The sequence below is a fragment of the [Muricauda] lutisoli (nom. illeg.) genome, from assembly GCF_017313105.1.
GTDB classification, from domain to species: Bacteria; Bacteroidota; Bacteroidia; order Flavobacteriales; family Flavobacteriaceae; genus Flagellimonas; species Flagellimonas lutisoli.
Map to the genome: position 1 here is coordinate 1,024,288 of NZ_JAFLND010000001.1, position 25,554 is coordinate 1,049,841.

28 protein-coding genes are annotated in these 25,554 nt (G+C 42.7%); 17 read left to right on the plus strand and 11 right to left on the minus strand.

Annotation, left to right across the window (positions count from 1 at the left end; genetic code table 11):
* Window position 1: 1 nt before the first annotated feature.
* From J0X13_RS04810 to J0X13_RS04825, 4 genes are all read right to left on the minus strand, one after another.
* The gene (locus J0X13_RS04810; protein ID WP_207070305.1) at window positions 2–1,222 is read right to left on the minus strand and encodes a permease; all 1,221 of its coding nucleotides are present in this window, start codon (window positions 1,220–1,222) and stop codon (window positions 2–4) included.
* 170 nt (window positions 1,223–1,392) lie between these two features.
* The gene (locus tag J0X13_RS04815) at window positions 1,393–2,859 is read right to left on the minus strand and encodes a Gfo/Idh/MocA family protein (RefSeq protein WP_207070306.1); all 1,467 of its coding nucleotides are present in this window, start codon (window positions 2,857–2,859) and stop codon (window positions 1,393–1,395) included.
* 136 nt (window positions 2,860–2,995) lie between these two features.
* Window positions 2,996–4,324, minus strand: coding sequence for a tetratricopeptide repeat protein (locus tag J0X13_RS04820; protein ID WP_242535613.1), 1,329 nt, complete (start codon window positions 4,322–4,324; stop codon window positions 2,996–2,998).
* A 375-nt stretch (window positions 4,325–4,699) separates the two neighbouring features.
* Complete coding sequence (locus tag J0X13_RS04825) at window positions 4,700–6,871, minus strand: endonuclease MutS2 (RefSeq protein ID WP_207070308.1); 2,172 nt, start codon at window positions 6,869–6,871, stop codon at window positions 4,700–4,702.
* A 239-nt stretch (window positions 6,872–7,110) separates the two neighbouring features.
* On the opposite strand from J0X13_RS04825, the gene J0X13_RS04830 reads away from it, so the two are divergent.
* A complete protein-coding gene (locus J0X13_RS04830) occupies window positions 7,111–7,776 on the plus strand; it encodes a uracil-DNA glycosylase (protein ID WP_207070309.1) in 666 nt (221 codons plus the stop codon).
* Window positions 7,777–7,861: 85 nt separating this feature from the next.
* Here J0X13_RS04830 and J0X13_RS04835 read toward each other — a convergent pair whose 3' ends face one another.
* The 5 genes from J0X13_RS04835 to J0X13_RS04855 all read right to left on the minus strand — a co-directional run bounded on the left by J0X13_RS04835 (window position 7,862) and on the right by J0X13_RS04855 (window position 12,031).
* A complete protein-coding gene (locus tag J0X13_RS04835) occupies window positions 7,862–8,710 on the minus strand; it encodes a substrate-binding domain-containing protein (RefSeq protein WP_207070310.1) in 849 nt (282 codons plus the stop codon).
* Between the two features lie 71 nt (window positions 8,711–8,781).
* The gene (locus J0X13_RS04840) at window positions 8,782–9,669 is read right to left on the minus strand and encodes a nucleoside phosphorylase (protein ID WP_207070311.1); all 888 of its coding nucleotides are present in this window, start codon (window positions 9,667–9,669) and stop codon (window positions 8,782–8,784) included.
* A gap of 3 nt (window positions 9,670–9,672) precedes the next feature.
* Window positions 9,673–10,605, minus strand: a complete 933-nt coding sequence (locus J0X13_RS04845) for a DUF1835 domain-containing protein (protein ID WP_207070312.1) — start codon at window positions 10,603–10,605, stop codon at window positions 9,673–9,675.
* A 143-nt stretch (window positions 10,606–10,748) separates the two neighbouring features.
* The gene (locus tag J0X13_RS04850) at window positions 10,749–11,078 is read right to left on the minus strand and encodes a translation initiation factor (RefSeq protein WP_207070313.1); all 330 of its coding nucleotides are present in this window, start codon (window positions 11,076–11,078) and stop codon (window positions 10,749–10,751) included.
* A gap of 2 nt (window positions 11,079–11,080) precedes the next feature.
* On the minus strand, window positions 11,081–12,031 hold the full coding sequence (locus tag J0X13_RS04855; protein ID WP_207070314.1) for an isopenicillin N synthase family dioxygenase: 951 nt from the start codon (window positions 12,029–12,031) through the stop codon (window positions 11,081–11,083).
* Window positions 12,032–12,141: 110 nt separating this feature from the next.
* Here J0X13_RS04855 and J0X13_RS04860 point away from each other — a divergent pair, with 110 nt between their 5' ends.
* The 7 genes from J0X13_RS04860 (at window position 12,142) to J0X13_RS04890 (ending at window position 18,807) form a co-directional block, all read left to right on the plus strand.
* A complete protein-coding gene (locus J0X13_RS04860; RefSeq protein WP_207070315.1) occupies window positions 12,142–14,121 on the plus strand; it encodes an alpha-ketoacid dehydrogenase subunit alpha/beta in 1,980 nt (659 codons plus the stop codon).
* A gap of 88 nt (window positions 14,122–14,209) precedes the next feature.
* Complete coding sequence (locus J0X13_RS04865; protein ID WP_207070316.1) at window positions 14,210–14,695, plus strand: lipocalin-like domain-containing protein; 486 nt, start codon at window positions 14,210–14,212, stop codon at window positions 14,693–14,695.
* Window positions 14,696–14,699: 4 nt separating this feature from the next.
* A complete protein-coding gene (locus J0X13_RS04870) occupies window positions 14,700–15,392 on the plus strand; it encodes a YiaD family glycine zipper/OmpA-like lipoprotein (RefSeq protein ID WP_207070317.1) in 693 nt (230 codons plus the stop codon).
* A gap of 164 nt (window positions 15,393–15,556) precedes the next feature.
* Entirely contained in the window at window positions 15,557–15,874 is a 318-nt protein-coding gene (locus J0X13_RS04875) for a hypothetical protein (protein ID WP_207070318.1), read from the plus strand.
* Between the two features lie 94 nt (window positions 15,875–15,968).
* Entirely contained in the window at window positions 15,969–16,886 is a 918-nt protein-coding gene (locus tag J0X13_RS04880) for an EamA family transporter (protein ID WP_207070319.1), read from the plus strand.
* A gap of 68 nt (window positions 16,887–16,954) precedes the next feature.
* Window positions 16,955–17,512: a DUF4251 domain-containing protein gene (locus J0X13_RS04885; protein WP_207070320.1), complete on the plus strand. Its 558-nt coding sequence runs from the start codon at window positions 16,955–16,957 to the stop codon at window positions 17,510–17,512.
* Between the two features lie 95 nt (window positions 17,513–17,607).
* Entirely contained in the window at window positions 17,608–18,807 is a 1,200-nt protein-coding gene (locus J0X13_RS04890; protein ID WP_207070321.1) for a PQQ-dependent sugar dehydrogenase, read from the plus strand.
* 3 nt (window positions 18,808–18,810) lie between these two features.
* Here the strand turns inward: J0X13_RS04890 and J0X13_RS04895 are convergent, their stop codons facing one another.
* A complete protein-coding gene (locus J0X13_RS04895) occupies window positions 18,811–19,047 on the minus strand; it encodes a hypothetical protein (protein ID WP_207070322.1) in 237 nt (78 codons plus the stop codon).
* Between the two features lie 555 nt (window positions 19,048–19,602).
* Between J0X13_RS04895 and J0X13_RS04900 the strand changes: the two genes are divergently transcribed.
* From J0X13_RS04900 to J0X13_RS04940, 9 genes are all read left to right on the plus strand, one after another.
* Window positions 19,603–20,325: a cysteine hydrolase family protein gene (locus J0X13_RS04900; RefSeq protein WP_242535614.1), complete on the plus strand. Its 723-nt coding sequence runs from the start codon at window positions 19,603–19,605 to the stop codon at window positions 20,323–20,325.
* Window positions 20,326–20,536: 211 nt separating this feature from the next.
* Complete coding sequence (locus J0X13_RS04905) at window positions 20,537–21,082, plus strand: carboxymuconolactone decarboxylase family protein (RefSeq protein WP_207070324.1); 546 nt, start codon at window positions 20,537–20,539, stop codon at window positions 21,080–21,082.
* Between the two features lie 29 nt (window positions 21,083–21,111).
* Window positions 21,112–21,579: a YHS domain-containing (seleno)protein gene (locus J0X13_RS04910; RefSeq protein WP_207070325.1), complete on the plus strand. Its 468-nt coding sequence runs from the start codon at window positions 21,112–21,114 to the stop codon at window positions 21,577–21,579.
* Between the two features lie 69 nt (window positions 21,580–21,648).
* Complete coding sequence (locus J0X13_RS04915) at window positions 21,649–22,065, plus strand: nuclear transport factor 2 family protein (RefSeq protein ID WP_207070326.1); 417 nt, start codon at window positions 21,649–21,651, stop codon at window positions 22,063–22,065.
* Between the two features lie 114 nt (window positions 22,066–22,179).
* Window positions 22,180–23,064, plus strand: coding sequence for a helix-turn-helix domain-containing protein (locus tag J0X13_RS04920; RefSeq protein WP_207070327.1), 885 nt, complete (start codon window positions 22,180–22,182; stop codon window positions 23,062–23,064).
* 9 nt (window positions 23,065–23,073) lie between these two features.
* The gene (locus J0X13_RS04925; protein WP_207070328.1) at window positions 23,074–23,451 is read left to right on the plus strand and encodes a DUF302 domain-containing protein; all 378 of its coding nucleotides are present in this window, start codon (window positions 23,074–23,076) and stop codon (window positions 23,449–23,451) included.
* A 193-nt stretch (window positions 23,452–23,644) separates the two neighbouring features.
* Complete coding sequence (locus J0X13_RS04930; RefSeq protein ID WP_207070329.1) at window positions 23,645–24,319, plus strand: hypothetical protein; 675 nt, start codon at window positions 23,645–23,647, stop codon at window positions 24,317–24,319.
* A gap of 54 nt (window positions 24,320–24,373) precedes the next feature.
* Window positions 24,374–24,637, plus strand: coding sequence for a hypothetical protein (locus tag J0X13_RS04935; RefSeq protein WP_207070330.1), 264 nt, complete (start codon window positions 24,374–24,376; stop codon window positions 24,635–24,637).
* A 4-nt stretch (window positions 24,638–24,641) separates the two neighbouring features.
* Window positions 24,642–24,836 carry a hypothetical protein gene (locus J0X13_RS04940; protein WP_207070331.1) on the plus strand — a complete coding sequence of 65 codons (195 nt, stop codon included), beginning with the start codon at window positions 24,642–24,644 and terminating at the stop codon, window positions 24,834–24,836.
* Between the two features lie 25 nt (window positions 24,837–24,861).
* Here the strand turns inward: J0X13_RS04940 and J0X13_RS04945 are convergent, their stop codons facing one another.
* Window positions 24,862–25,482 carry a JAB domain-containing protein gene (locus J0X13_RS04945; RefSeq protein ID WP_207070332.1) on the minus strand — a complete coding sequence of 207 codons (621 nt, stop codon included), beginning with the start codon at window positions 25,480–25,482 and terminating at the stop codon, window positions 24,862–24,864.
* Window positions 25,483–25,554 lie beyond the last annotated feature (72 nt).

The window sequence follows — 25,554 nt, forward strand, 5'->3', positions numbered from 1 at the left end:
TTTAAACAGTAATGAACTTCAATACAACCCCGATGGTTAGCCAGAAATAGCTTAGTATAGCTATCCATTTTAAGGTTTTCTCCAATAAAGGACTTTTCGGCGCCATTTCTTTATGGTAATGAACATCCTTCCCTTTAAATAGACCGAGGTAGATCATTATTCCGGATATGGCCAGAAAAGCAATGTTCAAGAAAAAAGTGTAATCAACCGAAAAATATTCTTTTCCTGAAATTTTATCGGCAGTGGCACTGGGTATGGCATCGAAAAAATCAAAGCCATAATGAAGCAGCAAGGAGGCACCTATAAGAGAGGTGAACAATAGGAAAAGTATAAATAAGGACATTTTCCAACCATAATATTTGGCATTGATGCGAAGCACTGGAAAAACCACCAAATCGCTAAATATAAAGGCCATTACACCAGCAAAACTTACTCCTTTGCCAAATAATAAAGCCGCTAGGGGAATGTTTCCCATAGAACCTATAAATGTAAGAAAGGCAGCAACGGGACCCACAACCACATGTTCCAAAAGGGTAAGAAAGTCAAACGATTGTTGCCCTTGTCCCGTATTGATAAAAAGTGTTTCAAAAAAAGCATCCGGAACAAAGGCGGCCACTATTCCGGCAATGGTAAAACCGACGGTGACATCTTTCCACACCATTTTCCACTCCATAAAGTATTGCTTTCCCACCTTGGCCCAGTTTTCATGCGAGGTAATTTTTTCGCGCAACGAAGTTTGCTCAACGTGTTCTTCCTTGGCTTCATCCAAACGTTTTCTTGCATTTTGGATCAACTTTTTTGGATTGATAATCCTGATCAGCAACCAACTGCACAATATAAGTAACACTCCGCCAACATACTCTCCAACAACAAATTGCCAGCCCAAAAAGATAGATATGATGATTCCTAATTCAATCACCAGGTTGGTGGATGCCAATAAAAAGGCGATTGATGAAACAAAGCTTGCCCCCTTTTTAAAAAGGGATTTTGAAGTTGCCAGAGCAGAGAAGCTACAGGAACTGCTTATAAAACCAAAAAAGGTGCCCAGTAGAACACTTTTCCCGCCTTTGTCACCCATAACCTTTTGCATTCGCTTTTCCGTAACAAAAACTTGTATCATGGAACTGATAAGGTAACCTAGGGCAAATGCCCATAGTGCCATCCAGAAAAAGCCTAGACTGGTATAAGCGGCCTCTCCCCATGCATTCAAAAAGGTATTCATGTAAACTGTTTATTTAAATATGGTTTCTAGATTCAGAACTTGCCTACCTCTATAAGTTCAGGGATTTTTTGTCCAATTCAAAAGAATCCATTCTCTATTTTGTGATACATCCGCATCTAACCATAAAAAAAGGCCGCTTGATAGCGACCTTTTAATGTATTGGGTTCATTTTAAACATCTTGCATGCCCCAACCTTCGCGGTAGGTTCGGGTCACAAACTGGTTGGCATCCTCAAAATTGGTGATTTCCATGTTATCTCCATCCCATAGCAGTTTTTTACGACCATAAAATTCCATGTTGCCTTTATCATTCTCCCTGCGCAACATGTAGCTGCGTATGGCCAGGTTGCCCATCAATACTGTTTCTGTCATCGGGCCCGCATAGTCGAACGAGGAGGTCAATCCTTGGTGTTCTTTGCTACCAAATCCAGCCTTACAGGCATCCACCCATTTTCGTTGGTGGCCATATTCCGGTTCTGGCATTTCTTCTACCTCTGGACCAAACTCGGTAACCCCATTGCTCATGTATAATTTAGGGGTCAAAGGGGAGCTGTCGTTTATATTCGTGGAGATTACTCCGTGCTCTCCGTGAATCAAAACTCCATTGTAGCTACCAGGGCCTCCTATGTCGCTATCAGCTGGAATAATCTCTGGGTGGGAGGGACGTATACCACCATCGCTCCAGGTCATGGTCAATGGGGCGGCCGTTTTGTCCGTGGCCTCATAATTCAACGTAATGAACGAGGATGGAGGGCACCCTTCCGGATGGTAGTCGGGATTCCACATTTGCGAGAATACAGTTCCTACGCTACATTCGGCCGCAGTGGGATATCCCAATTTCAAAGTTCGGTATGGAATATCGATCAAATGACAGCCCACGTCACCCAAGGCTCCTGTTCCGTAATCCCACCAACCTCTCCAATTAAATGGATGTAGATTTGGTGTATAAGGTCGCTCGGGGGCGGGGCCTAACCATAGATCCCAAAACAAATCATCGGGTTTGCTTGCAGGGTCTGGTTGTGGCATTGCATTTCCTTGTGGCCACACAGGGCGATTGGTCCATATTTCCACTTTGGTGATTCTTCCCAAGGCTCCAGAATCCACCCATTTTTGAACCAAGCCCAATAACGGATTGGATGCCCCTTGGTTTCCCATTTGGGTCACCACCTGTTTGTCTCGGGCCATTTGCGTCAGCATACGTGCCTCACTGATATTGTGGGTCATGGGCTTTTGTACATACACATGTTTACCTCGTTCCATGGCATAGGCCGCCGCAGGGCCGTGTACATGATCGGGGGTACTTATGGTAACCGCATCGATATCCTTCACAGTATCCAGCATTTCGCGGTAATCATTGAATAGTTTTGCTTTGGGAAAACGTTCTACCGATTGCTTTGCTGACCCAGAAAAGTGAACATCGCAAAGGGCAACAACATTTTCCCGACCATTGACGGATGCGTTGGCAATATCGGATGCACCTTTACCTCCAGCGCCTATGGCGGCAATGTTCAAGCGGTCGCTAGGGGCCAAAAATCCAGGGCCTCCCAAAACGTGGCGGGGAACAATAAAAATACTGGAAGCGAGTGCGGTGTTTTTTACAAAATTTCTTCTACTGGAAGAAGTCAGTGGCTTTTTCATTTCTTGTTTAGGTTGGTTTAATTCTTATTGCTAAACAAGATAGGAAAAATGAACTGTGCCTTGATCGGAATTTATAATATGTTTTAAAATCAGCCTAAATCCGGGGAGTTTCAATGATCGATATTCATTACAAACTTTATTGTTTTAATTGCTCTAATCGGTTGATGGCATTCTGATTTTTGGGGTTTAATTCCAAAGACTTCTTAAAACTCTCAATAGCATTTTCCTTTTTTCCCATAAATAAATATCCCTCCCCCAAACTATCGTATAAATTTGAAGAACCAGGATAAAGTTTTATCGCCAATGAAAACACCTTAATTCCTTGTGATGATATATCTGGGTTAAAAACAAGTTGAAGGCCTAAAGTATTTAAATTACCCTCAGGGATTTTAAACCTAGGATGCTTTTGGGCAATTGAATCGTAGAGTGATTGCAGGTTTTCATAGTTTTCCTTTGATGCCAAATCGTTAAAATCCTGAAACGTGACCCCATCTTTTTCCGGCTGTTTGGATTCTTTGGATATCAAACCATCGTCAACCATTTTGCCCGACATTGTGTTATTTAAAAATTTTAATGCGTTTTTGTCCCTATTCAAGCTAGCTTCCAAAAAATTTAAAGTATAACGACTAACCCATTTATAGGATGTCATGATCTCTGAATCGCTTTTATCCTGTCTTTTGTCCCTATTTCCAAAAAGTATACCTAAAGTGCTGAAATGGCCATGGGTTAAATTGTTAAACTTTAATTTATGGGCCTTACTCCTTGTGATGCTATCAAATAATTGAAAAACAGTATTGAGTTGGGGGTCAATATTGTCTTCTTTTAACACTGTTTCAGGAATTTTTTTTTGGGCCATATGAAGGTAGGGAACATCGATACGTTTAGCATCGAAAAAAGGAGATTGCTGCAGTAATCCGTATTGATATCGTTCTGTGCCATCAAGACTTATAATCGCTTTGACGTAATCGTTCCGATTTTGCACAATAATATTTGCCAAACCACCGAAACTGAAACCCATAATTGCAATTTTATCATAATCGGAAATTGGTAATTTACCCGCTTCCTTTATCAAAAACTCGACATCTCTAGCTTGGGTTTCCATTTCCATGGTGTTGTCACCACTGAACCATCGAGTCTTAGTGCCTCTGCTCGGACTAGAGAGCACAATAAAACCATGATTCGCCAAATACTCGCATAACGCAAAATTCTCAATTGAAGATGCTTGAAAGCTTGGCGCATAAATAATTACTGGGAATTTACTTTTTCCAAATGCCAGATTGGCGTAGGCTGTTGTTGTCTCTTCAAGATGTTTGCGGTTGGCAGGTGTATTGGGATAATAAAACCAATTTAATATTTGTTCATTAGGCAAATACTCCCATTCCTCTTCTTCTTTGAGGATTTCAAAATAATGTATGACCTGTAATGGTTTGGAATCAGCAACATTTTGCTTTGAAGGATACCACATGCTTATGTGAATTGGCCTAGGCATTTTTTTGTTTGAGTAATCAAAAATCCTACTGTAAGTTCTTGTGGAGTCAAAAGCAGTGTAGTGTTTAAATCCTACATTATAATTTCCATTTTCAAGGTCAATTTTATTTAAAGAAGTTTGTGCAGCAATTGGCTTTACTAGAAAAAGAGTTAAAGCAAATAAAAGTATCTGTCGCATGATAAATGGATTAGTGTTGCTTTAAAGATGCGATTTTTCATCCATTATAACGTCATTTATGACGGTCTTGATTGGTCGGATAGTATTCCAATATGCCAAAAATCAATGAGTTGATATGGTTTCTTGATGGGGGAGATAGGTGAGGAACCTTCGTGTCCTTGAAGAATAATCGGGCTACTTTTTCGCCTCCACCAAGTCCAATTGATCTACGCTTACATTGGTCGTAAACATGCCATAATTGACCACGGCCTTGCCTTTTTCGAGGGTATCGATGGTGCCAACGGCCTTGCCGTCCATTAAACGAACACGGTCTCCAATTTTAAATACTGGGCGTGGTTTGTTCTTTTCGGCCTGGATCGCTTTTTTCTTTTTGATTTTCTTCTCTACACGTACTTTCTTGATCTTTTGCTCCAGTTCTTGGGCCACCTGTTTCTTTTCCTGCTGTTTGGCCTTGGCCTTTTTAGCCGTGGTTTTTTTACGCTTACTGTTTTCCGTTTCCACAATACGAAGCATTTCCGAGATCAATGGGCGTTTCTTTTTATCAATGAAATACTTTTCGGCAGCGGTATTCAATTTGTTGCCCAATTGAATCATACGCTGGTTGTGGTCGTACATTTCCTGATAGCTCTCCAACTTGGATTTGATCTTGGAATTGAGTTTCTCCAAACGTTCATTTTCCTCACGGGCCTTGGACTCCTCTTCTTTGAGTTTAGAGCCCGTCTCCACCATTTTACTACGTTCTTTTTGCAGTTTGGCAATAGTGGCATCAAAACGAACCTTTCCGCGCTCTATCTTCTTCTTGGCCTTGTTGATCAAAGAGTAGGGGATACCGTTCTTTTGGGCCACCTCAAACGTAAAGGAGCTTCCCGCCTCACCCAAAACCAATTGGAAGGTGGGTTCCAAAGTTTTGGAGTTGAACAACATGTTGGCATTGGTGGCGTGCGGTAGTTCGTTGGCCAAAGCCTTTAAATTGGCATAGTGCGTTGTGATGACCCCATAAGCTTCGCGCTCATAGAACACTTCCAAAAAAGCTTCAGCTAATGCACCGCCCAATTCGGGGTCACTTCCTGTTCCAAATTCATCGATCAAGAACAGGGTTTTGTCGTTGCACTTCCGAAGGAAGTAGTTCATGTTCTTGAGTCGATAACTGTATGTACTTAAATGATTTTCAATGGATTGATTGTCACCGATATCCGTTAAAATCTTATCGAAAAAGCAAACGGAACTGCGTTCGTGCACGGGGATCAGCATGCCACTCTGCAACATCACTTGAAGCAACCCGATGGTCTTCAACGTGATACTTTTTCCTCCGGCATTCGGCCCCGAAATCACAATGATTCGATTCTCCTTGTGCAGTTTTATGGTCTGTGGCCAGGTTTTTTCGTTCTTTCGTTTGTTGGACAAATAGAGTAGGGGATGAAAGGCATCGCGCAGAAACAATTCCCGTTCCTCATTGATTTCGGGCAACAAGCCGTTCATCTCGTTGGCATATTTTGCTTTGGCTGCGGTAATATCCGTATCGGACAAATACTTTTGATACTGCTGAAGTACCTCGAGATATGGTCTAATTTCGTCCGTTAGCTTGTTTAAAATGCGTTGAATCTCCTCTTTTTCCTCAAATTCGAGATTATTCAGCTCTCGTGTATAGGTCAATGTGGCCTCTGGAACAATATACACGATGCTTCCCGTTTTAGAGGTTCCCATCACGGTACCTTTCACTTTTTTGCGGTGCATCGCTTTTACGGCCAATACTCTGCGGTTTTCCATTACGGACTCCCGGATTTCATCCAAAAAATCGGAAGATTGATAACGGCCCAGTGCAGCGCTAAAACTCTGATTGATCTTACTGCGCACATGATTGATCTGGCTTCGAATGTACCGTAGCTCATCCGAGGCGGAATCCTTGATTTCTCCGAATTTGTCGATGACATCATCAATGGCAGCTGGGATTTCGGGATGTAGTTCCAAGGCATTCACCTTATCAAAAAGCAGCGGATAGTACTCCTTGAACTTCTTAAAGAATTTCTGGTGAATGGCCACGGTTTTGCAGATACCTCCAATTTTTCGAAAACCGGCTACTTCCAAAGTGCTGTTGTCGATCTTGAGCAGCCCCAATTCATTGTTGATATGGTCGAAACCATGATTGGGAATACGATTGTCGTTGGAAAAAGAAGCCAAATACTCCGAGGTTTGCCCCAGTACATCCATCAGTTTCTCCTTATCTCGGAAAGGTTGTATGGACAAGGCATCTTCTTTACCCAGTTCTGTATTGCATCGCGAGGCGATTTGACTCAATACCGTCGGAAACTCTAGATCTTGAAGTGTTTTGGGGTGAATGTTTCGCATCTTTTTCTACTAGCAGCGCAAAGATAGGATTTTGATGTGTTTTTGAGGTCTTCCCGTTTAGCAAAAACAATTCGCTTTGTGTACTTTTGATTTGCCCCTGTGTTATTCAGTAAAATCCAATTAAAATGAGGAGCGACAATACGGTGATCTATATTATTGCAGGCGTTGTCCTGCTCCATTTTGTCGTAGGCATTGGGTATTTGATTTATAAACTGACCAAAAAGAAGTAAAATCATCGCATGGACGTAAACATTGAGCCGAGTTGGAAGGGACAATTAAACAACGAGTTTGAACAGCCTTATTTCCAAGAATTGACCACTTTTGTGAAGCAGGAATACCAACAAAGTACCTGTTACCCAAAGGGTAAGGATATTTTTGCGGCCTTTGACCATTGTCCGTTTCAAGAAACCAAAGTGGTGATTATTGGTCAAGACCCTTATCATGGGCCCGATCAGGCAAACGGATTGTGTTTTTCCGTGAAAGATGGTATCCCGCATCCACCGTCCTTGGTGAACATTTTCAAAGAAATCAAAACTGATATGGAAAAGCCCTATCCAAAGAGTGGTAATCTGGAACATTGGGCGGACCAAGGCGTGTTGTTGCTGAACGCTACACTGACGGTTCGTGCACATCAGGCAGGGAGTCACCAAAAAAAGGGCTGGGAGCAGTTTACCGATGCCGTGATCAAAACGGTTTCCGCGGAACTGGAAGGTGTTGTTTTTTTGCTTTGGGGCGGATTTGCGAAGAAAAAATCATCTTTGATCGACAAAACCAAGCACCATATCCTAACATCGGGACATCCTTCCCCTTTGAGCGCCAATCGTGGATTATGGTTCGGTAACCAGCATTTTAGCAAAACAAACAGCTTATTGGTCAAAATGGGTAAAGAGCCCATTGATTGGTAGTATGTGTCACTTCGAGCGCAGTCGAGAAGTTATTTAATCATTATTTGATTTGTGCGGTCTCGACTGCGCTCGACCTGACAGCTATCTATTTCCAAAGGAATTCCGATGCCTTTCTGACTTCATCGATCAATTTAAGATCGTGTAATCTGGTCTGTACCTCGTTTACCGTTGCTTCCGAGAGCTGTTCCTGCCCCCAAGTGGTTTTAGACAACCATTCCTGTATGTCCTCCAGTTGTTGTTCGTATCGGTTGGATAAGGTTCTGTCGATGCTTGGAATTTGCTTGAATTCGGAAGTATAGGTGTTAATGACTTCCAAAACGTGCTTTAGTAAACCTTCATTTTCTTCAATAAACTTATCCGAAGCGGCAATCACAAAACAGGGCCAAGGGGTAGGGCAGTCGCCCACACGTTTAAAGGTGCCATTGTCCACTAAGGGCTTTGTGGTAAAATGTTCCCACATAAAATAGGCATTGGACCCACTTGTGAGGTTGTCCACGGCACCATGGAGATTGTTGATGATCTCGAACTGGAGTTTTTCCGTATCCCACCCTTGGTTTTGAGCATTGATATAGGCCATTAAATGACTTCCGCTGCCCATCCGGCTGATGGCTACTTTATCGTCTTTTAAATCTGCAATTGAGTTTCGCTCACTGTTTGCATCTACATGAATACCCCAAAGTAAAGGAGAGGAAACGTATTCCTGAACAATTTTACTGGGATTTCCATGCGAGATACTTTTAATGATTCCTTCGGTAAGGATAATGCCAAGGTCGGCTTCACCATCTTGAAGCATCTTGGTCATTTTTCCCGTTCCTTCGGGAACATCGGTCCATTCCAATTGAATGCCTCGGTCTTCAAAAGCATTGTCTTCCATCGCCAAGTGCCAAGGAAGGTTAAAATGTTCGGGGACTCCGATTATTTTTATGGTTTTCATTTGTTTGGCTTGTTTGTACAATTAAAATTATGATGCCATGCGGTATTTTTCAAAAAATGTCCTTCGAAAAATTATACCAACTGACTTTTGGCTATGCAGCTTAAGGTGTATTGGATAAGTTCATCAATGGTTTGATGACCTTGCTTGGAGAACTCGCTTGTGGCCCTGTTGGCCAATATGGCGTTTAAGGAAACAGCTCGATGTCCATGCAGTTTTGCGATACCGTACATGGCGGCGGTTTCCATTTCCAAGTTGGTTATACGTGTTCCCCCAAAGGAAAAGGCCGCTAGTTTGTCGTTAAAGTCTTTAATGGCGGGAGATATACGGAGCGCTCTTCCTTGCGGTCCGTAAAACCCTGAATTTGTACCTGTTAAGCCTAATCGTATACGATTTGAAGAAAAAACATTACCCAAATCCGAATCAAAATCCACCACGTAAGGATGGATGTTATGCTTGCCCCAGCCCAAGTAATCGGTAACGGCGAGTTCCAGCTCTTGATTTTTGATGTGTCCACAGTCATAAAAATGCAAAAGGTTGTCGAAACCGATACCGGCCGTACTCATTAAAAAGGAATCAATGGGTATGTCGGGTTGTAGGGAGCCAGATGTACCGACCCGTATATAATTGAGTTGTTTCTTATTGGTTTTTATCTGGCGTGTGTCAAAATCTATGTTGGCAAGAGCGTCGAGTTCGTTAAAAACAATATCTATATTGTCCGTTCCTATTCCGGTGGAAATCACACTGATCCGTTTGCCCTTGTAAAATCCGGTATGAGTGACGAACTCACGTTTGTTTTTTTGTACTTCAATGGAATCAAAGTATTTGGATACTTCTCTCACACGATTTTGGTCACCTACCGTAATAATCGTGGTCGCGATGTCTTCTGGAAGAAGGTTAAGATGGTAAATGCTCCCATCAGGATTCAGAATAAGCTCTGAACCGCCCAGTGATGAGCCCATGTATTATAATTTTAGGATTCGGTCTGTGTCGGTGTTGTATAAGAAGTTGTACTTTAAGGAACCTCCTAAATACATCTGATTATCACGTAGTTCCGAATAGTAATTCGCTTCTTGTTTTAGCACATCCAATCCTTTTTTGGTCAATTTGACCGGATCGAAAGAACTGAATAGCGGTTTTAAGGAAGTTACCATGCGTTCATACTGTGTATCCCCAAAACCATAAAATCCTTGATCGGTCAATAAATTATGCAGTAATTCTTTTTTGGACCTTGGTTTTTCCTGCTTGGCCACCTCTAAAATGTGGTTCTCCAAGTCGTTAAGTCCATTTTTAATGGTAGGGAATCGTTTTAGATGCGTTTTAAGCGCATCCGATAGGTACTCGAATTGAAAATCGTTGTTGTCGATTTGGTTTTCCAATCGGATGGGATTGTCGCTACAGTATAATTGCCAAATATAATCGGCGTATTCTATATCGTCTTGTGAAAGCACTTTTCTATTTTCGTAAAGCTCCATCAACTTGTCGTCGTCGAGCTCGTTTAACCCATAGAGTTTAGTGGAGCCTTCCACTTTGCCACTGCACACCAAAGAAATTTCCGCGTGTCTCCGGTGCTGTTTCAACCAGCTTATTACGGCCAGCATATTGATTTGGCAAAAAAGGTCGTATTCGAACCAAAGAACAATTTGGTCCTGTTGTTTGTGGTTACAAAGCGATCGATATTCCTTGAGGGTTTTTTCGATGAACCAAGACTTGGAAACTTTGTAATTCTTGTTTAGGAACTCGAACCTTGTTTTCCAGAACGACTCGCTTCCTACTGTGGAGAGCGTTTTGCCTTCGCAAAGCATTTCCCTCCATGTGATCACATCCCCTTTAAATTCCAGAGTTTGTAATCTAGACGTGAAACTGTCCCCGTTGGTTATGTGCAACAGTGATTTCATTTTCAGCTATGTTTTCGTTGGTTAGGAATAATAAAAATAAGGTTTAAAGCAGGAACACAAAAATTTTTTCACAAAACATTGGTATTCCGGCCAACTTTTTAACATGTGGAAAAAAGCAATTCCTTTTTTTGAAGAATCGGCAGTTATCCGCCAACGCGCTTCACAGAAAACCCGTTCTCCTTTAGGAAATCCATGATTTTATCTCGGAAATCGCCCTGTATGATGATGGTTTCGTTTTTAAAGCTTCCTCCTACGCCCAAGAGTGTTTTTAGGTCTTTAGTCAGCTTTTTAAAATCACTATCAGCCCCATTGTACCCTTCTAGAATGGTTACAGGTTTTCCTTTGCGTTTTTCATATTTGCAGATAATCGGGTCGTCCTGGAGCCAATATGGGGATTTTTCCTGTTCTCCGTCGGAATCCTCTTCCGGAACGTGATCTGGGAATAAGTTTTTGAGCTGGTCTCCTAAATCCATATTTACTTTTTAATCAGTCCCAATTCTATCAATCTTTCGTGCAAATACTCTCCTGCGGTAATATCCGTAAAGGCTTTTGGGTGCTCCTCGTCGATACAGTTTTCCAGGCAGTTGAGCGGCATGTCGCTAATAGGGTGCATAAAAAACGGAATGGAGTATCTGGATGTGCCCCAAAGTTCTTTTGGAGGGTTCACCACTTGGTGAATGGTGGATTTAAGCTTGTTGTTGGATAATCTGGACAACATGTCCCCAACATTGATCATCAATTGGTCCGGTTTGGCAATGGCATCGACCCAGTTTCCTTGATGGTCCTTTACCTGAAGCCCTTTTCCGTGAGCGCCCATCAGCAAGGTGATCAAATTGATGTCGCCATGCGCCGCTGCTCTCACTGCATTTTTGGGTTCTTCGGTAATGGGGGGATAATGAATCGGCCTTAAAATGGAATTGCCATTTTTAATATAGTCGTCAAAATAGGTTTCTTCCAGATTCAGATGTAAAGCCAATGCCCGCAATACGTATTTTGCTGTTTTTTCCAGCATTTTATAGGTTTCCTTTCCTACTCGATTAAAATCGGGAAGTTCTTCTACGGTAACATTGTCTGGGTATTCAGCTTCCAGCTTTGGATTGTCTTCCACATACTGGCCAAAATGCCAGAATTCTTTCAGGTCGCCTTCTTTTTTGCCTTTGGCATGCTCCTTTCCGAAGGAGGTGTACCCGCGTTGTCCTCCAATACCTTCAATCTCGTATTTGTCCTTTGTTTCCTGTGGTAGGTTAAAGAATTTTTTTATTTCTGCATATAGGTCCTCGACCAGTTTGTCGGACAAAAAATGTCCGCTTAGGGCCACAAAACCGATATCTTCGAAAGCAGCACCTATTTCTTTGACAAACTTTTCTTTTCTTTTTGGATCGCCTGAAACAAAATCTTTCAGGTCCACGCTTGGAATAGCACTCATATTGTCATATTTGAAATATGGCCAAAAATAGGGAATAATGCCGAAGGTTTTGGAATTTTAAGGCGTTTTGAAAGGCTTTTTACTACTTTTAACGAACAGAATTTTATTGTATGAGGTATCATGTTGGCAGCTTCGAACGCGAAAAGTTGCTTGATTTGTACAAAGGCATGCTGAAGCCCAGATTGATAGAGGAAAAAATGCTGATCCTTCTTCGGCAAGGCAAAATTTCCAAATGGTTTAGTGGTATTGGGCAAGAGGCAATTTCCGTGGGTGTTACCAAGGCGCTCAAGGAAAGTGAATACATTCTTCCCATGCACCGAAACCTTGGGGTGTTCACCTCAAGAAACATTCCCCTGAACCGACTTTTTGCGCAGTGGCAAGGCAAACAAAGTGGTTTTACCCAAGGCAGGGACCGTAGTTTCCATTTCGGAACCCAGGAATATAAGATTGTGGGGATGATTTCCCATTTGGGCCCTCAATTAGGGGTGGCCGATGGGATTGCCTTGGCGGATATGCTCCGCAGGAAAAAGCGTGTCACCGCTGTTTTTACGGGTGAAGGAGCGACCAGTGAAGGGGATTTTCATGAAGCTTTGAACGTAGCCTCGGTATGGAAACTTCCTGTGTTGTTCTGTATTGAAAACAACGGTTACGGGCTTTCCACGCCCACCAACGAGCAATACAACTGTGAGCATTTGGCAGATAGGGCTAGGGGATACGGTATCGAGTCTAGAATTATTGACGGAAACAATATTCTCGAGGTGTTTGCCAAAGTGGACGAATTGTGCAAAGCTATTCGTCGAAGGCCAAGACCTGTGTTGTTGGAATTCAAAACTTTTCGCATGCGCGGGCACGAGGAAGCGAGTGGCACCAAGTATGTTCCCGATAAGTTAATGAAAGAGTGGGGCAAGAAAGACCCAATTTCCAACTTCGAAAGCTTTTTATTGGAAGAAGGTGTGCTCACGGATGAAATCATCGAGGAATACAAGGCGGAAATCATGGAAGAAATCAATTCCAATCTGCAGTTGGCCTTTGATGAACCCGAAGTTTCTTCAGATGAAAGTAAAGAGTTAAAAGAAGTATATCAAGATTTTGATTATCAAGATGTTGAACCAGAACCAAATTCAACAGAGAATATAAGACTTGTAGATGCCATTTCCCAAGGATTGGAGCAATCCATGTACAGGCACAACGAGCTCATTATCATGGGGCAAGATGTGGCGGATTACGGAGGTGTTTTTAAAATCACCGAAGGTTTTGTGCCCAAATTTGGGAAAAGTCGGGTGCGCAATACACCCATTTGTGAGTCAGCGATAGTTTCCACCGCCATGGGATTATCCATTAACGGTATGAAAGCTGTAGTTGAGATGCAGTTTGCTGATTTTGTAAGTTCTGGGTTCAACCCAATTGTCAATTATTTGGCCAAAGTACATTATAGATGGAACGAGAACGCAGATGTGGTCATTCGAATGCCCTGCGGGGGTGGAGTGGGGGCAGGTCCCTTCCATTCACAGACCAATGAGGCCTGGTTTACCAAGACCCCGGGCTTAAAAGTGGTGTACCCCGCTTTCCCTTATGATGCCAAAGGTTTGTTGAACACGGCCGTGAACGACCCGAACCCCGTTTTGTTTTTTGAACATAAAGGATTGTATCGGAGCGTAAAGGGCGAAGTGCCCACCGATTATTACACCTTGCCCTTTGGTAAAGCAAAACTTTTGCGGGAAGGTGAGTCCATTTCCGTCGTCACGTATGGCGCCGGAGTGCATTGGGCTCTTGAAGTATTGGAAAAACACCCGGAGATTGATGCAGATCTGATTGATCTTCGAACCCTTCAACCATTGGATACGGAAACTATTTTCAATTCAATCAAAAAAACAGGAAAGATGATCATTTTGCAAGAGGACACCTTATTTGGAGGTATAGCAAGCGATATTTCTGCCATGGTAATGGAAAACTGTTTTGAGTTTTTGGACGCCCCGGTGAAAAGAGTGGGCAGCTTGGAAACCCCAGTGCCCTTCGCAAAATCGCTGGAAGCCAATTTTTTGCCCAAAAAGCGATTTGAATCGGAATTAATTGAATTATATCAATATTAAAACCAGTTGGTTAGCTAATTTTTTAATAATTTAACAACTAGAAGCATATCCCCAATCGTATATTTTTTGAACATTAACTTACACAACTATGATGAAACGATCAATTTTAATGATTACCATGATGGGGCTTTTGCTCTCGTCATGTTCAATTTCCAAAAGCGCTAGGACGCAACGAAATCTTTTTAGCGGCACCTGGAATTTGGACAATGTCTACTACGAAAACAATTCAGGTAACTTCAAGTCTGTCATTTTTAACGATGCAGAGGATATCTGTTTTGAGGACAGTGAATGGTTCTTTAGGGATAATAATAGCACAGGACGCTATACCATCGCTCAAAGTTCACTCTGCCAAGGAGGAGACCGTTTTTTTAGATGGTCGGTGGTCGAACCCGAACAAAATTACCAGAGCCAACTTCAATTCAAGTTTATTGACGAAAACCGAAAAGATATCTCGGGAGGCTATGGATACCGGTTGAACATTGTTAGTTTGTCCGAACAAGCCATGACGCTTAAATCCAACGTTTCCGTTGAAGGTCAGCCTGTGACCATAGTTTACGAATTCTCAAAAAAATAATTTCATGAAAAATATAGTATTAAAGGGTGCAACAGCTTTTTTGGCGTTGACCATGATCATTAGTTGCGATGCCATTAAAAATGCCAACAACACTCAAAAAGGTGCCGCTATCGGTGCTGGTGGTGGCGCTGTGATAGGTGGTGTCATCGGTAACAACGTAGGAAAAGGAAATACAGCCTTGGGCGCCATAATCGGTGCTGTGGTAGGTGGTGCTGCCGGGGGGTATATCGGTAATCGAATGGATCGCCAAGCCGAAAAAATAGAACAGGAAATTCCAGGGGCCGAAGTACAACGTGTAGGCGAGGGTATCAACGTTACCTTCAGCGGTGAGAACGGTGTTTATTTTGACACCAACAAATCCGACATTAAAGGTGCTTCCGCCAATACATTGGATAAATTGGCAGGAATCTTTAAAGAATATCCAAAAACAAACATCTTGGTTGAAGGCCATACCGATAGCGATGGTGCAGCGGAATACAACATGGGACTTTCCCAGCGTAGGGCGCAGGCCGTAACCGGTTATTTGGTGGCCAAAGGTATTTCCAGTGGACGTTTCACTACCAAATGGTATGGAGAGGAGCAACCTGTTGAAAGCAACGAAACTGCTGCAGGTAAAGCAGCAAACAGACGTGTAGAGCTTGCGATTATTGCCAGCGATGAGCTGAAACAGGAAGCGTACGAGCAAACCGAAAATTAAGGGAATTCCCTATCCACTATATAAAGCCCGGTCGTTACCGGGCTTTTTTGTTGATAGATGTTAAATAAATTATTAAATGTGGGTTAAGCCCACAAGGTTTTGACAGAATTTAGTTAACTTCAAGGGTGTCAATTTCTTAATACTTACAAATCTTTTCTAAGTATATGCAAAACGCCACCCAAAATAGTATCAAATACCAACAGGAACTCCTGGTAAAGGTGGAACGAAACAATAGAATGGTGCAGCGCCTGTCAGAAAAACTGAGCTCATACACTTACGAACCCAAATGTCCCCAACAGTTTGAAAAGTATTACGAGCTCAATAAAAGCATTCAAAACTTTAAAAAGCACCAGAAACAGGTGATGTCCAAAATTAGGAAGCACGAGTTGGATTTATCTGACGCCAACAACAAAGAGGTAGCAAACCACTTAAAACGATTTAAAGAGCTTGAGCGGGATTTTGCTTCATATCTACTGGATTAAAAAATCGAAGCATTCAATTTCCAAAATTTTAGGCACACTCTTATTTTCTTCCATAAACATACGTAATATTGCAGGGCGGTTAAACTGTCTTTGAATGGGAAAATCCTCAAACTCTGCTCTCGTCATTCTGGCTTTTTTTGCCATCTATGTTATTTGGGGGTCTACGTATTTATTGAACAAGATAGCCGTTCTGGAGTTGGAACCTTTTATGCTGGCAAGTTGTAGGTTTACCTTGGCGGGTCTTTTCATTTTCCTACTGGCAAAAATCATGGGTATTTCGCTCAGGATAACACAAAAGCAACTTTTCAACACCATAATAGCTGGAATTCTGTTCTTGAGTATCGGCAACGGATTGGTGGTTTGGGCCTTACGATATGTGGACACGGGGTTTGCCGCCCTCGAAATTTCTTCCCAACCGCTCATTATCCTATTGATGATGCGAATCCTACAGGGCAAAAAAATACAGCCCATGTCCGTGGTCGGCGTTGTTTTTGGAGTGGTCGGAATTTATTTATTGGTGAGCCAAAAACAAATTATAACCCAGGAAGAATCCATTGTGGGCATGATCATGATTTTTTTCTGTATGCTCTGTTGGGCCTATGCCAGTCTTTTTGTGGCCAAAGCGGACTTGCCCACCAACTATTTTGTGAATACGGGCTATCAAATGTTTTTTGCCGGCATTATTTTAAGTTTGATGAGTCTTGGTTTTGGTGAGGAATGGTCCTCTCCGCTAGCTTGGAGTGGAAAAGTACAGATCGCCATGCTTTTGCTCATCTTTTTTGGGAGTATTGTGGCCTTTACCTCTTTCAATTACTTGCTTAAGGCCGTTTCCCCGGAAAAAGTGGCTACGTCTACCTACGTGAATCCGATAGTGGCCCTGCTGCTGGGATGGTATTTTTTGGATGAACAAATTACGCTGCAATCTATTATCGCTGCTGCCGTTCTTTTAACGGGGGTGTATTTTATCAACACCAAAAAGACATTGGCCATTTTTGAACGTTTTAAACGTTAAGACACCGTTATTTATCTCGGAATTGGTTCTTGGATTTTGTAATTTGTAGGAAGTTAACTCTTACACAAATGAAGTCCCTGATAAAAATTGGCGCCTATATACTATTATTGTTTTCAATAGCGTGCGCTTCGAGCAAAGACAAAGCCACTCCGGAAGAGATTGCCGCTTTCGACAACATGATCGCGCAAAAACATTTTGAAGTCAAAGTTCTTTTGGCACAGCCCATGGCCACCCAGAGTTTAAACAGTATCGCAAATGCAGGGTTATTGCCACCGGGCAGTACCGCCAGCCGAATTGATGTTTCGGGAACCGGGGGCTATTTTCGTATGGTAGGGGACAGTGTTATGGCCGACCTGCCCTTTTATGGGGAACGCAGAATGGGCGGCTACTACAATCAAAACAAGACAGGGATCTTATTTGAGGGAGTTCCCAAAGAACTTTCGTTTTCACCCATCAAAAATGGAACGGGCCAAACCATGCGCTTTACCATCGATCACGAGTCCGAAGGGTTTCAGGTGATTGCCCAACTTTATCCCAATGGCAGGGCAAGACTTACCATATCCAGTACGCACAGAACAAATATGTGGTACCAGGGCAATCTTTCCGAATTTAAGGAAAAAGAGTAGGTCAGGTCACAAAAGAATGCCGCAACGGGCATGAGGTTTCCATCATTTTATCATAGCTTTATTGATTCAAAAACCAAAACACCTAATATAACAAGATGAGAATGTATACGTTGACCTTAAGGTCTGTGCTGATGCTGCTACTTTCCGTAGCATTTATAGCATGTAAAGGAAACAAAGAAAGTAAAGAGGAGGAAACTACCGAGGAAGTAGCGGAGAATGCTGAAGAAACACCGGAATACACTGGTGATTTGCCCCTGGACCGCCTTAATCTACCAGATGGTTTTAGTATAGACGTTTATGCCGAAAACATTGAAGGAGCCCGCTCCATGGCCATGGGCACGGATGGAACCCTTTTTGTAGGTACCCGAAATGAAGGAAAAGTTTATGCGCTAAAGGATGTCGATGGCGATTACAGGGTAGATGAAACCTATACCATAGCCACAGATCTGGAGCAACCCAACGGAATGGCCTTTAGGGATGGCGCCCTGTATGTTGCCGCAGTCAGCAAATTGTTCAAGTATTCGGACATTGAGTCGCAGTTGGAAAACCCTGCGGAACCCGAATTGATCTACGACGATTACCCGACCGAATTTCACCATGGATGGAAATACATCGCCTTTGGGCCCGATGATAAACTATACGTTCCCGTAGGTGCCCCATGTAATATTTGCGACCGCACCGATGAAGATGAACGTTTTGGAACCATCACCAGAATGGATCCCGATGGGAGCAACAGGGAAATTGTGGCACATGGGGTTCGGAATACCGTTGGATTTACCTGGCACCCGGATACCAAAGAGCTTTGGTTCACGGATAACGGTAGGGACATGATGGGCGACGATGTACCTCCGGGCGAATTGAACAAACTTACCGAAGTTGGGCAACATTTCGGCTACCCATTTTGCCATGGGGGAACGGTAAAGGACCCAGAATTTGGCGACCAGCGTCCATGCTCCGATTTTGTGCCTCCCGTACAGCCGCTAGGGGCCCACGTAGCAGCATTGGGGGTTAAATTTGGTCAAGGGCCCATGTTTCCCGAGGCCTATACAGGACAGGCATTTTTGGCGGAACACGGTTCTTGGAACCGCTCTTCCAAAGTGGGGTACAGGGTAACCTTGGTAACATTGGAAAATGGTGAGGCCGTTAGTTACGAGCCATTTATTGATGGCTGGTTGGATGAAGAATCACAAGAAGCCTTTGGTAGGCCCGTGGATCTGCTTTTCTTGGAAGATGGCTCCTTGCTGATCTCCGATGATGAGGGCAACGCCATTTATCGAGTGACCTACAAAGGATAATAATCAAGACAGATTACGAAAGTACTTGGGTATGGGCAATTGTTCCATTTTCCAAGTACTTTTTTTATGGCTTTCATCCGATACCTCTAGAAAAAAGAAATGAGCTCCCCCATTTGTTGTCGGTGGGATGCGTTCCACGGTAAAAACCCGTTCATCGTGCAGGAAAATATATTCGGTGGTTTCACCATTGGAAGCCTTTTTTGTTTTCCCGTTTCTTAATATTAGATTGGGTTTTGCCAAAATACTATTGCTTTTGTGCCAGCACAAATACCGTATTTCCCCTGTGTGTAATTGATCTATTTTAACGGTAAACCGGCTATCTCCAAAGTAGGCCAGTATGCATGCAATATGGGGGTCTTTCCAAAAAATGGTAATGTAGGTTTAAGTAGGTTTGGATGGGGTTGAACGTGTATAAACGTAGCGTATTGTGCTAAAACCTATTTCTTTTCCCCCACATGGCACCGGCCAACCAACCCACCATAAAAATGATCCATCCCAACAATACCAAACAGATGATCTGTAAGGTGTTTATAGTTTCCAAGGTAGTCATATCCTATTTTTTTGGGCAAACTACAGTATACGCAATTATTTTGCGCACTTAATTGATGCATGCTTCCTTTGGATTGAGGAATGCCCTATTTGAAATGACCAAAATTTAACATGCATGAAAACTGAAGGAAAAAATGTCCATTCACTGGCGTACTCTGTCCATTTTTTCAACCGTGGTATCGCCGCAACTTTGTTCCATCAAAATTTAAGTTTAATCAGTTAAAGAAAAATACCATGAAAAATTTGATGCGAACACTAACAGTGTTCATGATTACCATTTCGGGACTACACGCCCAATTGCCAGAACCCGGTTTTACCATCGATGGAACAACCGCCATTGTGATCACCGATCCACAAAACGATTTCCTTAGTCCCGATGGAGTGGCCTGGGGTGCCGTGGGACAAAGTGTTCAGGAGAACAACACCATCGAGAACCTGGAGACCATTTTTAAATTGGGTGAAAAGTACAACATCCCCATATTTATTTCTCCCCACTACTATTACCAGCACGATCATGTGTGGAAGTTCGAGGGAACCCTTGAAAAATTGATGCACAACATCAGCATGTTCGACCGTGGAGACCAGCTTAATGTAGAAGGTTTTGAAGGTTCCGGAGCCGATTGGTTGCCTCGCTACAAAAAGTACATCAAAAAGGATAGGGTAGTGGTGACCAGCCCGCACAAAGTGTTCGGTTCCGAATCCAACGATTTGGCCTTGCAGTTGCGCAAACAAGGGGTGGACAAAGTGATCTTGGCCGGAATGTCCGGTAACCTTTGTGCTGAATCACACATGAGGGAATTAGTGGAAAACGGTTTTGAAGTAGCCGTTGTGGGCGATGCCACAGCTTCTGCCAAATTACCTGGATTGGACGGCGACCAAGCTGCCCAGACCAACTACAAAATGATTTCCAGCCGTGTATTCACCACCAAAGAATTGGTGAAAGAGTTAAAAATGCACCCCATGAAATAAAACGTCAGTGAGAGTGATGTTGTAGTTGAGTGTAGAGGGGTCGAACCATGGGTTCGGCCCTTCTTTTTGTTTGATGTTCAGCAAATTATTGTCAGGTGGGGAAAATTGTCCAAGGACTTGCGACATCTGTCCATTTTATTCACGACAACATCACCGCACCTTTGTAATGTCAATATTGACAAACGAATTATTCATTAAAAAACAGAAAGTTATGACACGTTTACAAGCATTGGATCCAAAGGAAGCCACCGGAAGATCAAAAGAATTATTTGAAGGTATCCAAGGCAAGTTGGGCATGGTTCCCAACATGATGAGAACCATGGGGAACTCCTCAGTGGTATTGGAAGGTTATTTGAACCTTAGCGATATTTTGGGCAAAGGATCTTTGGGCGGTAAACTGGGCGAATTGTTGGCCTTGACCGTAGCAGAATCAAATTCCTGTAACTACTGCCTGTCCGCACACTCCTTTATCGGTGAAAAATTGGTGGGTATCGATACGGATACGCTTCAAGCTGCCAGAGAAGCCATCAATAATGACCCAAAAATTGCTGCTGCACTGCAGTTTGCCCAAACCTTGATCGCCAAAAACGGACGCGTTTCCTCCGAAGATGTGGAAACTGTAAAAGCGGCCGGGTATACCGATGGAGCCATTGGCGAGATCGTGGCGCACGTTGCCTTGAACGTATTCACCAATTACTTCAACAATACGGCCAACACCGATATCGATTTTCCAGTAGTGGAAGCCGCTACGGTATAGTAATTCCTAACACCTAAAATCAAATACAAATGAAAACGTTTAGAAATCTTTTTCTTTTTGGATTCTTATGGTTTGCCGCTATCAGTGTGCAGGCCCAAACCCCTCCGGTAGACGATAACGGTCTGGCCATTGGTGGGTACGATGTAGTCTCCTATTTTACTGGAGAAGCACAAAAAGGCAGCAAAAGTTATGCGGTAAAGCATCATGGTGCTACGTATTATTTTGCCAGCAAGGCGAACCAAAATGCCTTTAAAAAATCCCCGAACAATTATTTACCCCAGTTTGATGGCTATTGTGCCTGGGGCATTGGGGCAAAAGAGGCCAAGTTTCCCATCAACCCGGAAACATATGCGGTGATCGATGGTAAACTGTACCTGTTCTTTAACGGACCTTTTAACGGAGAGCCCTTCAATACCTACGAAGATTGGGCACAACGTACTTCGGTGCTAAAAAAGGCGGCACACGCCAACTGGCCCAAAGTGCAACGTAGCAAGTAGTTTTAATTAGCTCATAGGGTAGGGCCCCGCCATAGGTCCTGCCCTTTTTTGTTTTAAAAATTCACGACCATGGAAATAGAAAAAAAATATCCCCTGCCACCCTTTACCGAGGAAACCGCACGCGAAAAAGTACAATTGGCCGAAGATGCCTGGAACAGCCAAGACCCCGAAAAGGTAAGCAAGGCCTACTCGGTGGACACCGAATGGCGCAACCGTTCCCAGTTTATCAACGGGCGCAAGGAAGTAGTTTCCTTTTTGACGGAGAAGTGGCAAAAAGAAAAAAATTACAAATTAAGAAAGGAATTGTGGGCCTATACCGACAATAAGATTGCAGTTCGTTTTGAATACGAATACCAGAATGCCGAAGGAGCGTGGGTTCGCGCATATGGAAACGAGAATTGGGAATTCAACGAGCACGGGCTTATGCAAAAGCGCTTTGCCAGTATCAACGACCTGCCGATCGCAGCATCGGAGAGAAGACTTTGATGAGTTTCAAGGCATTGTCACTTCGAGCGCAGTCGAGAAGTCATCAAATTCAATGGCTCATTGTGCGGTCTCGACTGCGCTCGACCTGACAAATTCAATCTATAAAATCAAAAAATGGACATCTACAACACCAACACGCTCATCGACGAACAAACGGGAAACCTGGCCTTTAAGCTATCCACTTTTGACGATAGCTGCCAGTTCTGCGATACGCACCGGTTGAATCACTATTCCTTGATTTGGATAAAAAAGGGGAGGGGCACCGCCCATGTGGACTTTTTGGAGTACACCTTTACGCCGAATACCTTAATTGCCGTAACGCCCTATCAACCTTTTACCATTACCGAGGAAGAACCGTTGGAGGGCGTAGTGTTGAATTTTCATCCGGATTTTTTCTGCATCCACAAGCACCACGAACAGGTGGCCTGCAATGGGGTGCTCTTTAACAATATTTACAGTCCGCCCATGCTCTGTGTTACCGAGGAAATGTGCCAAAATTTTGAACTGATGCTGGAGCAGATGTACACCGAGGTGCAAAAATCGGAGCTGGCGCAGTACGAGCTGTTGGTCTCTTACCTTAAAATATTTTTGATCACGGCCTCCCGCGCCAAGGCCAAGCAACAGCCTGAAGCCTTGGAGGGCACATCGGACGAAAAAGAGCCCTTTATCCTGCAAAAGCTCAAGAACCTGATAGAGACGCACTACAAGACCAAGCACTCCGCCGGGGAGTATGCCGATCTGTTGAACATTAGCCCCAAGGCCTTGGCCAAGATGACCAAGAACCACTTTAACAAGACCATGACCAACCTGATCAGCGAACGGATCATTATAGAGGCCAAGCGCGAACTGTACCTCACCAACAAAACGATAAAGGAGATCGCTTACGACCTTGGCTACGACGACGAGCACTACTTTAGCCGATTTTTTAAGAACAATGCGGACATCTCGCCCAAAACCTATCGCGAAACCGTGGGCTTTGCCCGTGCCGCCATGGCGTAACCTTTTGTTATGAAAGCACATGTAATACACCAAACCCTGCCCGTGCCCTTTGGGCAATTGTACGGAGCGTTGAAAAAACGCATTGTGGAGCACGGCTTTTTACTCCTGCACGAAATTGACACCCAGGCCATTGTGGCCAAACATGGGGTGCGTATACCCCCGTTAACCCAATTGCTCTTTTTTGAGCCCAAATATATTGCCCAGATCATGGCGAACGACCCTTTGGCCATAAACGATATCCCCTTAAAACTGGTACTGCACCAACTGGATGAAACTACCACCCAACTGAGTTTTAAAAACCCGGTGGGCAGTTTACAGGATTATGGGTTGGACCCTGCTATGGCCGATGAGCTGTTGGAACGGGTGCAGGGTATGCTTGCTTTTTAGGGTAGATGGGATCGTTGGATTTTTTGGAATGTTAGAGAAAGCTCTTTTTAGGTTTTTTTTGATTGTATTAAGGGAAAACCCCAGTTTTAATAAGGTTTTTATGCAATGAGGTTTAAGCATCAATAATTATATTTGAGTACTTCCCTCAAAATAAAAATTTAAAAAACCTACTAACAACACAACCAATCAATTAATGGAAACATTTTATTTTGGAAGATTAAATTACAATCGCATAACTGATGGAGATGTTGATAAAAATGCACTTCTTTTTGATTTATTAAATTTTGGTAATAAGTTCAGACCTAAAAAAACTGATTATCAATATGGCATTTTTTCTCTGCAAGTAATAGAAGTACAAACAATGAAACTATTAAAGAGATACATATTATCATACGATACAATTATAGCTTTGTTTTTGACAATAGCTTGTTTGTTTTTTTTGCAATCTTGGGTAGATGGTAATTTGATTAAAGATTTGTTGAGTATGGGTATAGGAGTGTTATCCATAATATTTTCAATTTTCTTTGCGGCTCTAGCTTTTATTATAGGAGCAAGTGATGATGAGTTTGTTTCTTTTTTAGAAGAAACGGGTCTTTTTACTGCTTTAATAGGTTCTTTTAGATGGACTGTTGGGAGTTTATTTATCGCTCTGTTATATTCAATATTTACATACATTCTTATAACTTTTAAGTTATCTGAAAATAAATGCTTTGTTTTTAGTGAATGGATAGTGGTGATTTTTTGTTTTTTGTTTTTTTACAGTTTGATAGCAACGATGATATCTACCAATGATGCAATTAGATACTCTAAAAGACGAATTAAGTTTGTGAATTTGAAAAAAGTTGACAAAAAAGTACAGGAAGAATAATGGATATTCTAAATTTTAGAAAAAAGTAGAAACTATAGCTTGATAAGAAAGTAAATGAACAAAAGAAAAAACCTGTCTAAAGCAATAAAAGAGGGAGAAAGACCACTTTTTGTGCATGAAATAAAGGATGCTAAAAAAATTTATATCGTAGATGAAAAGGATTTTGACAATCCAGATAAATCATCATTAGACGGTATTGCATGTTTGGTTCTTGAGTATTACGAGAAAGAAGACGAGTTGGTTTATTCTATTAAACAACCAGAAACTTTTGTGGTTTTAAAACGAGGAGAATTAGCAAGCTTGTTTTTAACAGATTAAAATTATGCTGAAAGATTATAAAGCAGTTGCGTTGAAAAATTCAGAAGGCAGTGGTTGTGATTCGTACACTTTTATAATTAAAGGTAATAACAGAGAAGAGGCTTTGTTAAATGCGCAAAATCATATCGAATTCGACCATAAGGCAAGTGCAAAATATCACATTGAACTTTCCTATATCGGAAAGAGTCTTACGGAATAAATCAATCTAGTTTTTGAATAGATTTTTATATCCTCCCAATCTCCTTCAAGCTCAATCCTGTGTGCTTTTTAATGTCGGCATCGGACATACCACTTGCTTTTAAGGATTTGGCAATAGCTTTGGCTTTTTCTTTTTCAGCCCGTTTGCGTTCCGTTTCCAACTTAAAGGCTTCCAGTTCCTGCCTTTCGGGGCCCATAATTTCAAACAGGCCGTTTTTTAGGAGCTCGTCCATCACCCCTTGGTCGGCAAAACTGGTGTAATTAGTTTCGGTGATCACCAAATGGTCGAGTACTTCCACCTTGATCAATTTTCCCGCTTTTAGCATGTGGTCGGTAAAGGTAATATCGGCATCGGTAACCTCGTGCGAGCCGCTGGGGTGGTTGTGCACCAAGATCAGTTTACTGGCCAGTTTGTAGATCGCCATCCGGAACACATCGGGAGGGTCGGCATTCACCCGGTTGCTGGCCCCCAATCCAATCAGTTCCACAAACAAAATCTTGTTATTGTGGTTAAGGCCCACCACCCAAAAATGCTCTTGGTTGCGGCGTATCTTGTTTTCGCGCAGCAATACCTGCTGCATGATCTTGTATATGTCCGCGGAGTTGAGCACTTTGATCTTTTGTTCTTTGGTAAGCCGTACGTTCATGGTAGGTGTTTATAACATTTGGGTCTGGGCAAGGTAGTCCATGCCCGCGAAAAAAACAAAAAAGCAAAAGAT